This window comes from Marinomonas sp. KMM3893 (genome assembly GCF_004352855.1).
Lineage (GTDB): Bacteria > Pseudomonadota > Gammaproteobacteria > Pseudomonadales > Marinomonadaceae > Marinomonas > Marinomonas arenicola.
In genome coordinates, this window is record NZ_SJSC01000002.1 from 543,488 (window position 1) to 559,512 (window position 16,025).

The 16,025-nt window shown below is 45.9% G+C and carries 11 protein-coding genes; 9 read left to right on the forward strand and 2 right to left on the reverse strand.

Features of this window, described 5'->3' with window-relative positions; translation table 11 throughout:
• Positions 1–119 precede the first annotated feature (119 nt).
• Together E0D71_RS06990 and cysQ are read right to left on the reverse strand one after the other, a co-directional pair.
• Positions 120–1,565: an MBL fold metallo-hydrolase gene (locus E0D71_RS06990; RefSeq protein WP_133002593.1), complete on the reverse strand. Its 1,446-nt coding sequence runs from the start codon at positions 1,563–1,565 to the stop codon at positions 120–122.
• A 312-nt stretch (positions 1,566–1,877) separates the two neighbouring features.
• Positions 1,878–2,636 (reverse strand): 3'(2'),5'-bisphosphate nucleotidase CysQ, encoded by a 759-nt coding sequence (gene cysQ, locus E0D71_RS06995; RefSeq protein WP_133002594.1) that lies wholly within the window; start codon positions 2,634–2,636, stop codon positions 1,878–1,880.
• Positions 2,637–3,073: 437 nt separating this feature from the next.
• On the opposite strand from cysQ, the gene cysC reads away from it, so the two are divergent.
• From cysC to E0D71_RS07040, 9 genes are all read left to right on the forward strand, one after another.
• The gene (cysC, locus tag E0D71_RS07000; RefSeq protein WP_279433433.1) at positions 3,074–3,709 is read left to right on the forward strand and encodes an adenylyl-sulfate kinase; all 636 of its coding nucleotides are present in this window, start codon (positions 3,074–3,076) and stop codon (positions 3,707–3,709) included.
• 900 nt (positions 3,710–4,609) lie between these two features.
• Positions 4,610–5,272, forward strand: a complete 663-nt coding sequence (locus E0D71_RS07005) for a sulfotransferase family 2 domain-containing protein (protein WP_243711975.1) — start codon at positions 4,610–4,612, stop codon at positions 5,270–5,272.
• Positions 5,273–6,027: 755 nt separating this feature from the next.
• The gene (locus E0D71_RS07010; protein ID WP_165942962.1) at positions 6,028–7,398 is read left to right on the forward strand and encodes a capsule assembly Wzi family protein; all 1,371 of its coding nucleotides are present in this window, start codon (positions 6,028–6,030) and stop codon (positions 7,396–7,398) included.
• Positions 7,399–7,422: 24 nt separating this feature from the next.
• Entirely contained in the window at positions 7,423–10,038 is a 2,616-nt protein-coding gene (locus E0D71_RS07015; RefSeq protein ID WP_165942963.1) for an SLBB domain-containing protein, read from the forward strand.
• Positions 10,039–10,157: 119 nt separating this feature from the next.
• Positions 10,158–11,117 carry a Wzz/FepE/Etk N-terminal domain-containing protein gene (locus E0D71_RS07020; protein WP_133002599.1) on the forward strand — a complete coding sequence of 320 codons (960 nt, stop codon included), beginning with the start codon at positions 10,158–10,160 and terminating at the stop codon, positions 11,115–11,117.
• A 161-nt stretch (positions 11,118–11,278) separates the two neighbouring features.
• Positions 11,279–11,668, forward strand: coding sequence for a hypothetical protein (locus tag E0D71_RS17385; protein ID WP_165942964.1), 390 nt, complete (start codon positions 11,279–11,281; stop codon positions 11,666–11,668).
• Positions 11,669–11,744: 76 nt separating this feature from the next.
• The gene (locus E0D71_RS07030; RefSeq protein WP_133002600.1) at positions 11,745–12,410 is read left to right on the forward strand and encodes a YjbF family lipoprotein; all 666 of its coding nucleotides are present in this window, start codon (positions 11,745–11,747) and stop codon (positions 12,408–12,410) included.
• On the forward strand, positions 12,407–13,171 hold the full coding sequence (locus E0D71_RS07035; protein ID WP_133002601.1) for a capsule biosynthesis GfcC family protein: 765 nt from the start codon (positions 12,407–12,409) through the stop codon (positions 13,169–13,171). Before E0D71_RS07030 ends, E0D71_RS07035 begins: the two co-directional genes overlap by 4 nt.
• A gap of 25 nt (positions 13,172–13,196) precedes the next feature.
• The gene (locus E0D71_RS07040; protein ID WP_133002602.1) at positions 13,197–15,539 is read left to right on the forward strand and encodes a YjbH domain-containing protein; all 2,343 of its coding nucleotides are present in this window, start codon (positions 13,197–13,199) and stop codon (positions 15,537–15,539) included.
• Positions 15,540–16,025: the final 486 nt, after the last annotated feature.

Below are 16,025 nucleotides of genomic sequence, written 5' to 3' on the forward strand. Positions count from 1 at the left end.
CTAATCTTAGCCGGGCGAAGCGTCAGCTGCTTTTGTACAGCACTATTTAAGTACTCAGGGAATTAAGTACTCTGGGAAGTTCACTCACGTTGGGCGCGCTTAAAGTACCTTTTGTTGGTTTATTCGCTTGGTATCACCAGCTTCATTTCAGGATACATTTCTTCTAGTAACATCTTCAATCTTGCTTTTGCAGTATCGTCGCCATGGACTATATGTACCTTCTGAGGCTTAACGCGCATGCGTTTAATAAAGTGGATCAAATCCTTTTGCCCAGCGTGGGCAGAATAGCCGCTTATCTGTTTAACTTGTGCTTGAATTGGGTATTTAACCCCGTCAAAAATAACGTAGCCACCGGCTTTGTCATGGTAGCGCAATATGTCCCTACCTGGTGTGCCAGCGGCTTGGTAGCCAACAAAGAGAACATCGTTTCGAGCATCGCCCAAGAGGGCTTTTAGGTAATTTACCATGCGCCCGCCAGCGCACATGCCTGAAGCGGCAATGACGATCGCTGGGCGCGTTTGCCGTTTGAGATAGTCGACCGTTTGCAGGTGGTTTTCATGGCTGTCTATGGTGGTGACTTGTTCAAAGCTAAGTGGGTGGCGGCCCGCTTTAACGCGCACTTTTGCCTCTTTATCCCAATAGTCTTTTAAGGATTTATACACCTCGGTAAATTTACTGGCGAGAGGCGAATCGATAATAATGTCGATGTCTTCCCAGCGGATCGATTTGCCAGATCGAGTATGGCTGATGGCCTTGGATGTATTTTGATGAATAATGTGCTCAAGTTCATAGAGCAACTCTTGAGTGCGGCCAATACTAAAAGCAGGAATTAACACAGTGCCAGCGTCGCTTAGGGCGTGTTCGATGCTTTGTTGTAAATTACGACGGCGCAGGGAGCGGTTCTCGTGATTGCGATCGCCATAGGTGCTTTCGATGACTACTTGGTCGGCACGATAGGGTGACTTGGGCGCATTGAGTAACGGCGAATAGGGCGCGCCCAGATCTCCAGAAAACAACACATCGTGATAGCGTCTTCCGCTGGCTTTAATAGCAGGGCTTTTGACTCTAAAGACCCCATAAGCCGACCCTAAGATATGGCCTGCTTGATAAAGTTTGAGTTGTACTTGGGTGGATTGACCTCTGGTTAGGGGAATCTTAATCCATTCGCCATAGTCCATAGGCACTATCTGCGAAGCCAGCCTTGTTAAACAAGCACGAATAATACTGGCGTTACGAGTGACACCGACTTTTAGCGCATCTTCAATCACCAAAGGCAGCAGCTCGGCACTCGGCTTGGAGCAGTAAATCGGCCCATGGAATCCCGCTGCCAGCAAATAAGGCAAACGACCCACATGGTCAATATGCACATGCGTCACCAGCAAGGCTTGCACAGCGCTAAGATCAAAATCGATTTCAAGGCGATTCGCCCCTGCGCCAGAACCTGATGTCTCTGCTCCTTGAAACAAACCACAATCGATTAAAATAGACTGATGATGGTCAATAAACAGCTCATGACAAGACCCAGTGACCCCTTGCACCGCCCCATGATGCTTGATGGTTAACATACAAAATCCCTCTGTATTTTCAGCCCACATTCCACTGACTATAGACCACAAACGACACCGAAACACGCTCCGTCGGATTACGCCTCATTCCTTGTCTCATCCGACCTAGGGTAAAAATCACGATATTTGGTAAAATTAAATCCGCCCAGAATGACGCTTGCACTTTGTAGGTTTGCCTTTAGGCGAATAACTGGAGAATGGACGATTCCAAATATAGGTTAAAGTCCAAATGTTAGGTGACGCTCGCTGGCCGCTCTTTTTTAGGTATCTCAGCCTGTAAAAAAAACAGCCAAACACTATACAAAATCTGGGCTACTTAACAATAAAGAATGGGTTGAGTAGGTTTTCTTTGTTGTATTGCAGTGGTTTGCCCGTTTCGGCGTGGAGCACTTGTCCACCGGCGGCTTCGACGACGGCGTGTGCGGCGGCGGTGTCCCATTCACAGGTTAGGCCAAGGCGTGGGTAGATGTCGGCTTTGCCTTCGGCGACGAGGCAGAGTTTCAGTGAGCTGCCCATGCTGATAATGTCGGCGCCTGGGTAGTCAGCAATAAAGGCTTTAAATTCGTCGCTCTGGTGGGAGCGGCTGCCGACGATGACGAAGTCGCTTTTTTGTGCTGGTTTGGCTCTTACTGTGATGGGCTCAGCGGCTTTGCCATTTTCTTGTTTGTAGGCGCCTGTGTGAGCGTCACCCACGTACAGGGTTTCAAGCGCTGGGGCGTAAACAACGCCAAAAGTCGGTTTGCCCTGTTGGATTAACGCCACGTTAACGGTAAATTCGCCGTTCTTTTTGACAAATTCTTTGGTGCCGTCAAGCGGGTCGATCAGCCAGTATTCGTCCCAATTTAGACGTTCTTTTTTGACGTCTTCAGACGATTCTTCCGACAGCACTGGGTAGTCTGTGAGACGCTCTAGGCCTTCTACCAAAAGGTGGTGGGCGGCTAAGTCGGCTTCGGTCAGTGGGCTGGCGTCACTTTTGTCGTATACGGCGAAGTCTTTTTGGTAAATTTCCATGATCGCGTTGCCTGCTTGGATGGCAAGGTCGATGATGGCTTGTTTGTTACCTTTTTTCATGGGGCGTCCCTTTGTATGGCAGTGGTCGCTTTCTCTTTAATAATCAAATGCTTGCAATGATCAAACTCATGCTGTGGCGATGAAAATGCTATCTGCCCTAGCCGAATGATTGACTATACTTGCGATTAGCGAAAAGCGGCAGTGTAACAGCTATTCATGCTCGCAATGATTGCTTGTAGTGACGTTTAGGGTTAATCCGGCTTGTTTTTCAATGGCTTGACAGAATCTAGACAAAACCACACTTCTAGCTCCATTAATGTGCTTCAAACTGAGTGATAAGACCTCAAAAAACCAAGATGAGGAAGCGATGTCACCTTTAAATGAGCTGTTTTTTAATCAGCTCATGCAAGGTAAACACACGAAGCATAGAGTGGAAAGGAACAGATATGTTGTTAGCGCATTTACAATGTCTTGAGTCGAAAGACAGGAGAGGGGGAATGACCACAAACATCAACCCAGTTGATAATGGCCGTGCGTACGGTAATCGAAATATCGTTATGCAGCATGTGGATGTGACAAAAGAAGCGCGGTCACAACAAAAAGCACAGAAGCCTTGTGTTATCTGGTTGACGGGTTTGTCGGGTGCGGGTAAATCGACCATTGCCAATCTGGTTGAGAAGAAACTGTTCGCCATGGGGCAGCACACCTACTTACTTGATGGCGATAACGTACGCCACGGTCTAAACAAAGACTTAGGCTTTAAAGACGAAGATCGTGTGGAAAACATACGCCGAGTGTCTGAAGTCGCTAAACTGATGGTCGACGCTGGCCTAATTGTCATCTCTGCGTTTATTTCACCTTTTCGCACCGAGCGCGACATGGCGAGAGCAATGGTAGAAGAGGGTGAATTTGTTGAAGTTTTCGTCAATACGTCTCTTGAAGTGGCTGAAGGTCGAGATGTAAAAGGTTTGTATCGCAAAGCGCGCCGCGGAGAGCTGAAAAATTTCACCGGCATCGACTCGCCTTATGAAGAACCGAAGGATGCAGAATGTATACTCAACACAAACGAAAGGTCGGCAGAAGACTGCGCTAACCAATTGATCCAATACCTAGTGAAGCATCATTACCTATAAAACATAGATTTAATAAGCCATAACAACTTCTCATCGTAGGTCGGATGAAGAGAAGAATGAACGAGAATCCGGCATCTCACGTGCCTTGCTCTTCAGATGCCCAAACCCCGTTTTATTCGGGCTAACAGTTAAACAGAACAGGCATGTTTAAAGACCTTGGTGGCTGGGTTCTAGGTCAATTATCCTAGCGTATGCTCTATCTCATCGTAGGTCGGATGAATAGAAGAATGAACGAGAATCCGGCATCACACGCGCCTTGCTCTTCTGATACCCAAACCCCGTTTTATTCAGGCTAGCAGTTAAACAGAACAGGCATGCTTAAAGCCCTTGGTAGCTGGGTTCTAGGTCAATTATCACTGGTCTATGACTCTATCTCATCGTAGGTCGGATGAAGAGAAGAATGAACGAGAATCCGGCATCTCACACGCGCCTTGCTCTTCTGATACCCAAACCTCGTTTTATTCGGGCTAACAGTCAAACAGAACAGGCATGCTTAAAGCCCTTGGTAGCTGGGTTCTAGGTCAATTATCACTGGTCTATGACTCTATCTCATCGTAGGTCGGATGAAGAGAAGAATGAACGAGAATCCGGCATCACACGCGCCTTGTTCTTCTGATACCCAAACCCCGTTTTATTCGGGCTAATAGTTAAACAGCAGTTAAATAGAACAAGCATGCTTAAAGCCCTGTGTTTGTTGAGCATTCATGGTTTAAAAGCTTTCTTTACAGTCTGGGTACTGTCGCCTAGAAATTTCTGCAATGTATTTGAATAGAATGATATGAAATAGGCTTAAAGCGTTTAATTTTCAGTCTTTGGTTAGGTGGTACTAGCTCTTTCTATATGACCATGAAAAATGGCTTTTACTTTTGTGTTGGCTACTTTATAAAATTTGGTGAAAATATGTTCAGATCTGTGTGTAGGCGCTATTTAAAAAGGAACCGATTTCCTTATCGGAAATATCAAGATAAGAATAAATGCATTTTTATTCATATCCCAAAAACCGCTGGAACCTCCCTTCTTCAGTCTCTAGGGAAAAAAAGAGCAGGAGGCAGAGATCATATTTCTTGGCTGGTATACCGAAAATCAGACGCACAAAAGTTTAAGCAATACTTCAAGTTCGCTTTTGTCAGAGACCCGCTAGACAGAACCTATTCAGCCTATAAATACTTATTAAGAGGGGGAAACCAAAGCGGCGATCTAATGGTTGCAGAGAGAATAAAACAGTACCCTAGTTTTGAAGCGTTTGTGTTAGAAGGGCTAGGAAAAGGCCACTTTAGAAGTCATGTGATGTTTCGCCCACAGGCGGATTTTGTTGTAAATGGCAACGATGAAATCGTCGTCGATTTTATCGGCAAGTTTGAAAACATCGAAGAAGACTTTAACTACGTGAAATCCAAATTAGGATTAAAATCCGACCTTGCACAAGCAAACAGAAGTACAGATTCTAATAACGAATACCTTGAGAGCCTCAAGCAAAACAAACAAGTCATGAGCGTAATAACAAGCATCTACGCACAAGACTACCTTCATTTCGACTACCCCTTACCCACCAACGAAGACTGAACCAACCACTCCCCCCGTAGGGCATCATAAGCGAAGCGCAATGTGCCGCTGATTGCTCTCCCCCTTATCTTCAAGGGGGAGCTGGAGGGGGTTGTGCTCTTGGGACTGGCATTGTTTGGTTACATCAAATTCATCGGCGCTGGTACTGCACTTGTAGGTCTGCACTTGTAGGCTGGCCTTTAGGCCAGTAACTCATGAATAGACGATTCCAAATATAGGTTAAAGTCCAAATGTTAGGTAACGCTCGGCAGTAAAAAAACCATCACTTTAATCACACGTGTCGCGTTGGATTGACTCATCTAATACAAGGCATTTGACGCTGCCCTTGTGGGCTGGAATACCTAAAAAAGAGCGGCCAGTAACTGGAGACTATCTAAACTCAACCAGAGGTTAAAGTCGAAACTACAGGGTGAATCGCCACTAGTGCTGATTGCATTCATCTATGTATGAGTTACAGGCCTCGGGGCCTGAGCTCAGCCAAATGGCCTTTCTCTTGTGGTTTTTTAGCTCGGCGCGATAGTGATGATAGCGAAATACCTTATTAAACTTACTTAACTGTTGTCCTATTAATAGCGATGAAATATGAAGAGAATTTCTTGCTTTGTCTTGTGTTAGAAAAGTCTCATCCTTTTTGTTTGCTCAATGAGTTCGTATTGGCCTATTTCTCTACTAATTTTAGGGTAACAAAATGTAACACCTTGATATACAATGCTGGCTTTTTGATCGCTATACGATATTTGAGAATCTTTATTGGAATGAAGTCGCTACTTTTATGGATGAATCGCGTCGTTTTCTTGTGTTGTGCCTCATGGGTTGTTATTAGCAATGCAAATGCATCTCCTTGGTTTGAACCAGATGACGTGTATTTACGGTCTGATTTACAGGTTCTTGCCGATGCTGGATTGATCCATTCTCCTATTAATACGTACCCACTAAAATGGGCTCGTATTAGTGATGATCTGCAAACTGTAGATGTAGCCGGTATGCCTGCTTCGCTGCAACAATCTTACGCTCATGTTTTATATGCACTTCAGCGTGCACAAATGGACAAAGTGCGTCAGCGGTTTAAAGTGGGGTATGCTGATCAAGCTCGTGACGACACTAGCTTTTCTGCTCCTATGACCAAAAAATGGCAAGCACAGTCCAGTTATGAATTAACCGAACATAACTACGCGTATCGCCTCGCTGTTAATTATCAAAATGCGCCAGATAAACGTGGTAATACAAGTAACGAATTCTCTCTTGATGACAGCTTTTTTGCCTACAGCTTCGGCGATGCTAATGTTTCGTTGGGCTCTATTCAGCGTTGGTGGGGGCCAACTTGGGTCTACAACTTAGCCTGGGGACACACACGCAATGCTGTTACTGGGGTCGACTTCTCCTATGACGCATACGATTCACCATTAATCGGCAACTGGCATGTAGAAACCTTTATTGGTCGTACAGAAACCTTAAATGAAAATCAGCAACAGTGGTCAAGTCGTTTTGAATTTAGCCCAACCAGCTGGCTAGACGTAGGGCTAAGCTATCAAAAATGGTTTAATGATGAGGGTGTAGATGGCTATTTCACTGGCGTAACCAGTACAGATGAGCGCCAGCAAGACCAATATAGCGGCGATATACGTCTAAGTTTACCCGCCATTTACCTTAGTAAAACAGCCGTCACACAAAGTGTTTATGCTCAAGGAACAAGCTTGATTAACAGCCAGTCCTTAGCGGCAGCGGTGTTCGGCTGGCAAACGCAATTTAATATCGGCCAACAATATTTACGTTGGATCTTTGAAGCCAAAACCCTAACCGCGGAAGGGGAGGATGAGTGGCGAACGGGTATGGCTAATCGCAGAACATTCGCAGGCTTGCACAACCAGTTGTCGATCAATAATAGCGACATGGGTGACGCAAAAACCGTTAAACTTATTTGGGTAACGCCTCATAACTGGCAATGGACATTACAAGGCCAGCGTTATCAGACCGTCAATGGGCCAGATCAAGATTTAGCATCGGCCTCTGTAGTATTGCCTTTAGCCAAGAGTAATCGATTGACTCTAGGTTCAGATTATAATGTAAACCCTAGTGCAGACTCAGAGCGATGGGCGTATTGGGCTAGTTGGGATTTTCGCTTTTAACTTTGAATGGATTGGATATATTTAATGAGAATGGAAAAAATAAAGTCAGCCTTCTTTTTGTTGGCCTTTATGACCTGTCAGGCCTCCGCCGCCTCGTTTTCTGCTGCGCAACTTGCCCAGTTTAAGCAATTGCCTCAAGCAGAGCAGCAAGCGCTAGCAAAGCAATATGGTGTCAATCTTTCTGATTTAACCAGTTCCAGTAGCTCTGCACCTGTTGTGCCGCAAGAAACCATTCAGCCGCGTACTGTCAATGTCACCAATGTTACTCAAGGCGTGCCACAAGCCAGCCAACCTAAAAACACGCTAATCGATTTTGGTTATGATCTCTTTTCTGGTCAGCCTTCTAGCTATACCCCAGTAGACGATTTACCCGCACCAAATAACTACATGATTGCGCCGGGTGATGAGATAAACGTTCAGTTATTTGGCAATCAAAATCAAAGTTACAGCTTGAATGTTAGTCGTGACGGCAGCATTCAGTTTCCTTCTCTGGGGCCGATTCAAGTCGCTGGGCAAGAATTTTCAGAATTAAAAAGCGATTTAACCAAACGCATTAAAAAACAAATTCTTGGTGTTAATGTCTCTATTTCCTTAGGGGCATTACGTACCATGCAGGTCTATGTCGCAGGGGATGTCTACCAGCCAGGTGCTTACAATATTCCAAGTCTTGCCACAGTCACGCAGGCACTTATTGCCGCAGGTGGGTTTCGTAAAACAGGCTCATTGCGCAATATCGTTGTACGCCGAAATCATCAAATTGTAAATCGTCTAGATCTATACGACTTATTGCTACAAGGCAATACAGAAAATGACATTCGTCTACAACCAGGCGACACCGTATTTGTCGGCGCGAAAGGGCCAAGTGCAACCATTACGGGCAAAGTGCGTCGCCCAGCAGTATACGAAACAAGACTTGGTGAAACATTGGGTGATTTGCTTAAAAATGCGGGTGGCAGTAAGGCAGATGCCTACTTACAGCAAGTAGAAGTGAAGCGTTATCAGTCTAATGGTGTACGCATTATTACCGCAGACTTAACTGCAGCTAGTGGGCGCGATCTGGCGTTAAAAGACGGTGATCGGGTTAGCTTTAAAAAAATCAGTGACCAATTACAAAATGCGGTGCTCGTGCGCGGTGCTGTGACACGTCAAGGTGCCTATGCCTACCACGAAGGTATGAAAGTCTCTGATTTGTTCACCAATGCGAGCGATGACCTTTTACCCAACACAGATCAGCGATATGCCCTTGTTGTTAGAGAGTTCGGCCCGCGTCATCAGATAAAAGTATTGCAGTTTAATTTATCTGAAGCGCTCAGCTCACCAAGTAATAGTCAAAACCTCGCATTGCAAGACAGCGACCAGATCTTTGTCTTTTCAGATGAGTTGAATGTAAAAGCCTGGCAAGAGCCGAAGCCTGTTGATCATAATGCGGGACAAGGCAGTAAGCGAGGTGGTCAAGCAAAACAAGCGTTAGACCCAACAACAGGGGTTCAGCTGGTAAAAGACAGTCAGGTAACGACCAATCTTTTTGAGTCTCAAGAAGAAATTGAGCAACAAGCGGGGCCAGATTCACGTCAAACATTGCTGAAACCTATTATTGAGCGATTGCGTCAACAAGCGATCAATGGCCAGCCGTTAGCGGTATACGAAGTGTCTGGCGAGGTGACTTTTCCTGGGGCCTACCCACTGGTTGAAAACGCATCTCTTAAAAGCGCACTGGCGGCCGCTGGTGGTTTGTTAGAGTCCGCATCAAAAGACCAGGCAGAATTAACACGTGCTGTGGTTATGCCAGGAGAGGTGGCTCTTAATCATCATAAATTTGATCTATCCAAGATCCTTTCTAATCAAGTACCCGATTTTAGATTGGTGTCTAAAGATCGTATTGAGATTCAGCAAAAAACCAACTGGTCTTTGAATAACAAGGTAGAAATACAAGGTGAAGTGCGCCACCCCGGAACCTATACAATAGGGAAAGGGGAAACCATTGCAGATCTAGTGGCTCGAGCGGGTGGCCTCACGCAATACGCTTACCCTGTTGGCGCCATTTTTAGTCGCGAAGTGTTGCGAGTGCAAGAGCAAGAGAGAATGAAAATGCTCTCAGAAAACCTACGACAAGAGATTGCCTCGTTGGCATTGCGTCGTCAGACTACATCGGCGCAATACACCACCAGTCCAACGGATGCTCTGAGTGTGGTGAAAGACCTAAATACCGTGCCAGCGATGGGGCGTTTGGTGATTAATTTGCCAAGTATTTTGAGAGGAGATGAAGCGCAAGATGTCATGCTTGAAAATGGTGACAAGCTGTTTGTTCCTCCAGAGCGTAATACGGTTTCTGTGCTTGGCCAAGTGCAAATGGCGAGCAACTTTACTTTTGATTCTTCTAAGTCGGTTCAAGAGTACATAAATATGACGGGTGGCGAGAAAAAACAAGCCGACATAGACCGCATTTATGTAATACGTGCAAACGGCTCGGTTATGTTGCCAAATCAGTCTTATTGGTTTGCACGAGACTCACAAAGATTGGAGCCTGGTGATGCGATCATAGTGCCGATCGATACGGATTATCTGGATGGTCTAAGTGCATTAAGCACAGCGTCGCAAATAATGTATCAAATTGGTGTGGCGTGGAGTGCTATCAATTAGATTGAAAATAAAGTCCATATCACCAGATATCTATCTGGCGATATGGTTTAGCAGATAAAACAAATTATCATTGTTTTTCAATTACGTTTACTCGTATAAGAATCGGGACAGTTTTATTTATGACGCAAACAAATACCCAGCAGTTGCATTCAATACCGCCTTATGAACAAAGGATACCATTAGCGGATGATGAAATAGATTTAAAGGAACTGTTTTTCGCATTGTGGGCAGGGAAGTGGTGGATTGTTATTTGTGTTTTACTGGCGGGCCTTGCAGGAGCGGGTTATGCCATTATGAAGCCAAATATTTATCGTTCCGATATACTCCTGTCACCTTCTGCTGACTCATCTGGTTCAGGTATGAATATCGGTGGGCAATTGGGGGGGTTGGCGTCCTTAGCAGGAATTAGCTTGGGTGGTGGTAGCTCTAATAAAAGTGAACTGGCTCTACAGGTACTTAAATCCCGTAAGTTCGTAGGAAATTTCATCGAGACTCATCATCTTTTAGCGCCGCTGATGGCGTCAAAGGGGTGGAATAAGAAAACAGATACTCTTAAATATAACGATGAGATTTACAGTGAGCCTGAAAGTCGTTGGTTAACCGATGACGAAGGTAAAACACTCAAGCCAACCATATTGAATGCCACGCAATACTTCCTAAAAAACATTATGTCAGTAAACGCAGACATTAAAACCGGCATGGTGACCTTGAGTATTGATTACTATTCGCCAGAGCTGGCTCAGCGTTGGGTGTCTTGGTTAGTGTCGGATCTAAATGAAGAAATGCGCTTGCACGATATGGAAGATGCTAAAAATAGTATTAATTATTTGAATGAACAGCTAGAAAAGACGAACTTAACAGACAGTCGAGATATGTTGTTTAAGCTGATTGAGCAGCAAACCAAAACATTAATGTTGGCGAATGCACGCAAAGAATATGTGTTTGAAACTGTTGACCCTGCAGTTGTTACGGAGCTGCCATCAAAGCCTAAGCGTAAGTTGATTGTTGCTGTGTCTATTGTATTGGGTGGTTTTTTAGGATGCCTAATTGTATTGATGAGGCAGTTCATTAAAAAATAAATTTGTGTCACTCCTTCTTAATGAAAGTGGCCTGCTTTGTTTTTTAAAAGTGACTTTTATTGAAAATATGAGACTTAACTAAGTATTGCCTAGTAGGGTCTGTTTTTTTATTTTATTATTAATCGTATTCAAGACTTATTAACGAGAGAAAAGGAGTTTTTATGAAAAAGAATCTAATGGCGGCTTTGGTTGTTTCTGCTTGTATGGTTTCTGTACCTACTTTTGCAGCGGGTGAAGCAGCCGGCGCGGCAAGTGGCTCTGGCTCGGCAGCAGGTTCTGGCGCAGCAGCTAGCTCTGGCGCAGCAGCCGGCTCTGGTGCTGCAGCAGGAACTGGCGCAGCGGCTGGAGCTGGAGCGGCAGCAGGAACTGGAGCGGCAGCTGCTGGAACGGCGGCCGGTGTTGCTGGAGCAACAGGTTTGGCGGCGGGCAGTATTACTGCAATCTCTGTAGGTGCGGCAGCAGCAGCTGTAGGCGCAGCAGCCGCCATTTCAGACTCTAACAACTCTTCTTCAGGTGCTACAGGTACGACAGGTACTACAGGTACTAACTAAGATTATTGTTTTACTCAAAGGCCAGCTATGCTGGCCTTTATTTTGTTTGTACCTATAAAGAAAGACAGACCAGTATATGAAGAAGTGTCAGCTTTTATGGATAGGGATGGTCATGCTGTTAGCGGGCTGCACAAGTACCAGCAATATGGCTCTTAAAACCCTTCATGATTCTGTTTTTTCGGCACCAGATGTCGTGATGACAGACCAACAAATAGCCCAACTTACCTATGCTGCCAGCTATATGAGGATGGGCGATGCACCGCAAGCATTTGTCGTGTTAGCGAAGGCAGAAGGGCATGACAGGTTATGGCTTTCTGAAGAAAAAGAAGCAGTGGTGACGCGCTTTGGTCATATTGTGCGAACGGATGGTCTATCTCCAGTAAATATCGAAGCGGTGCGCTTTGTTAAGGGCGACCCGCTAGAAAAAGGTTTAGTTAGCCTTAAGCAGCGCAACTACCAAGCCAATGGCTTGATCAGCAGTATGCCGGACTATCAGTTTGACTTGCCTTTCAGTGCTGATTACCAAGTAAAAGGCTCGGTGCCCGTGGTAATAGCAAATAAAACTCAAAATCTAACACAAGTCGATGAGCACTATTCTATTCCAGCATTGGATTTTAGTGTGGTGAACCATTATTGGTTAAATGACCGGGGTGTGGTGTTTAAATCTCAGCAGCAATTATTACCCACCCTCCCAATGATCACCATCACTACTTTAAAACCTTATATTCAGGATTTGCAATGAACATGGATTGTCTAAAGCAAGGCGGGCAAAAGGGAGTGTCTTCCTATTTGATGATGTTGCTAATGGCATTGTTATCTACGATGGCACTTCCAGTGAAAGCAGGCGATGTCGCCCTAGAGGTAAGTACCAAGGGGCAGTTTGCCGCGCCGCAAACTTATCAGGTGGATCTCACCACTCGAGTGGCCTCTGTGGTGAATGCTTGGCGCTTAAAGCCAGAAGCTTACCGCCTAGGCATTGCTATGCTGCGTGAGAGCGAAAAGCGTGAGCAAAGCCGAATGCGCTGGGCATTAGAATACCAGTTAAAAACAATGCCGATTGACCCTGAGCTTAAAGCATCGCTAACCGAGCAAGTGGGCCGCTTTGTGGCGACAGGTCGTGTGCTAAAGCAATTCAACTGGGACCTAGTAGAGGTTAAGCCCAAGCAAAATCGCTTGTTAAAAGAAGGCGACACCTTTATTGCGCCTTATCGGCCAACGACAGTGCAAATCTCTGGAGCGGTAAAGAATCATGCAGTGCCCTTCGTGGGGGGCAAGACCGTAAGGCAGTATGTGCATCAGATTATACGCTTAGCGGGAGCTGACCCAAGCGTCGTATGGGTAATTACCCCAGACGCTAACATACGCCAAATAGGGGTGAGTTATTGGAATGCACAAAAGGCCCATTTAGCGCCAGGTAGTGTGATTTATGTGCCTTTGCAAGACCAGCAAGCCTTTAACCGTGCCATGGTCACTCTTTATGCCGCTCAGGTTCTCCCATATTGATTTAGCAAGCTTTGGATAGTGTTATATGTCGTTGTTTAAAATGTGTTTTACCGCTGGTTTGCTGCTGCCTTGTGTGTCTACTTGGGGGGCATGGACAGATCAAGTGACGCCATCTCGTGATGATTTTGGTGGTATGGGCTTGATGCAAATGCCCAGTGCTCGCATGGCACCAGAAGGGGATGTGAGCTTCAGCTATTCTCGTATTGACCCTTATGTATTTGGTGCAGTCAATTTACAGCCCTTGTCTTGGTTTAATGCCTCTATTCGCTATGTTGACATTACCAATCGCCTTTATGGTTCAGAAGATTTATCTGGTGACCAAAGTTATAAAGACAAAGGTGTCGACGTGAAGTTCCGTCTATGGGAAGAGGGCTATTACACGCCAGAAATTGCGCTGGGCTTTCAAGACATTGGCGGTACTGGGCTGTTCTCGTCCGAGTTTATTAACGCCACGAAGCGCATTGGGCCTTTTGATATTACTCTAGGAGTAGCATGGGGTTACCTAGGTGCCGCAGGAGACATTTCGAATCCGGCTTGTACGGCCACGGATCGCTTTTGTGAACGCTCGAGAGACTCGGACACGGGCGGCACAATTAATACAGGAAGCTTTTTTAGTGGTGACAGCGCGGCTATTTTTGCTGGTGTAGAATACCAAACTCCCTGGCAGCCATTAACGCTCAAGCTTGAGTACGATGGCAATGATTACCAAAGTGAACCTTTAGATAATAACCTAAAGCAAGATTCACGGTTTAATATCGGTGCAAGCCTCAAAGTAACCGATTATATGGATGTGCAGCTAGCCTATGAGCGTGGCAATACGCTTGCTTTTGGGGTGACCTTCCACGGTAACCTAACCAAAGATGTAGTGACTTTAAAGCACGACCCAGAGCCAGTGCATCTTAAGGCAAAGCCTGCCGTTTTTCAGGGTGAGCCTGTGGCTTATCGAGCAGCACCACTTATTACTGAGCCGTCGCACCCTGAAGGCCCAGTCGTTAAAGATCAGGTTGCGAGCAGCAATGACTCGAATATTATGGACGTAGGGCCGAATCACCCTGCGTTTTCGTCGTCGAGCTTTAGCCCTGCCGAAGTGGCAAGCCTAAGTCACAGCTCGGCTCAAGCAAAGGCTAGCCCTGCTCCAGAGGTTACATCTACAGAGCCTGAGGCGAAAGCGGACAACACCACAGCGACAGATTGGGATCAAGTTGCCAATCAATTGGCAAATAACGCTGGTTTAGCGCCAACGGCTATTTATCAGACTGACCACAGTTTGACGATCGTTGGCAGCCAAACCAAATATCGTGACCGTCATCAGGCCGATGAGCGCACCGCGGCCATTGCTTACAATGCGACGGGCGAACAAATTAACCAGTTTAAAATTGTTGAAACTGAAAATGGGTTAGCGCAAACCGAAACTCAAATCGGCCGTAGCCAATTTAGAGCGCAACACGATTACGATGGTGGTTTCAATCAAGACGCTGCCTTGGCTTACGTAACAGAGCCGCAAGCGCTTCAAGGGGAGGAAGTGTGGAGTAAGCCCTATGATCCACTAAGCTTCTCTTTAACACCAGGTATGAACCAAAGTATGGGTGGGCCAGACGGTTTCTTCTTGTATCAGGTGATTTTAAAAGGTGGCGCTACATTACAATTAACCGATAATTTTTCGTTAAGCGGTGCGGTCTCCGCCAATATGCTGAACAACTACGATAACTTTAAATACGACGCGCCAAGTAATTTACCAAGAGTGCGTACCTATATTCGTGAGTACCTTACGACGTCGGATTTTGGGGTCAATGACTTGCAGGCCACATGGTTTGGTAACCCGGCTAAAAACTGGTACACCCAAGTATACGGCGGTTATTTAGAGTATATGTATGGCGGTGTGGGTGGCGAGATACTGTATCGCCCGTTGGGCAGCCGTTGGGCTATCGGCGCAGACTTGGATGCCGTTAAACAACGTGACTTTGATCAGAGATTTGGCTTTAGGGATTACCAAACGGTTTTAGGGCATGTAAATCTGTATTACCAAAGCCCTTGGGATGGTGTCTCGGCAGAGCTAAATGTAGGGCGCTATTTGGCGAAAGACAATGGTGCGACACTCACTGTGACTCGTGAATTTTCTAACGGTTTTAGAATGGGGGCTTACGCCACTATGACGGATGTAAGCAGTGAAGACTACGGTGAAGGTAGCTTTACCAAAGGCGTATTCATGTCGTTTCCGTTTGATCAGATCACCACCTCATCTACCGTTAAGCGAGGTAGCGTAGGCTGGACACCACTCACCCGAGACGGCGGACAAAAGCTTATTCATAAGTACAGTTTATACGACATGACAGAGCAACGAGGCTATTACGAATACGAAAAACGCTAACATGTAGACCAGACCTCGCTCTCTCGCTATTCATTGGCCGGATCTCGTAGGCCGGATGAAGCGAGGAAGGAGCGATTGCTTATGGAAGAGAGGCATTGCTAAGTCGGGTTCTGTAACTCCATAGGCCAAGCTATGATTACCCCTCATGGGCCAGAACCCCCCCATGGGCTCCCACTGTAGGTCGGCTGAAGCGAAAAACGAGCCCTTGCCCTTGTGGGCTGGAATACCTAAAAAAGAGCGGCCGGTAACTGGAGACTCTGTGTTTCAAACGAGGGTCAAAGTCCAAATCATTGGTAGCGCTCCTCAGACAAAAACGTCACTCTAATCACAGGCGTCTCGCTTGCTTGGGGTTATTAGCACAGTGGCATTCGGGCTAAAGCCACGACCTACAAGTAACGGGTCAAGTTGGTTGAAGCGCATAAAGCCAATCAATCAACTGTTATTATTCTCAATTTTGTAATCCTGTTCCTACGCTTGTAATCTTAG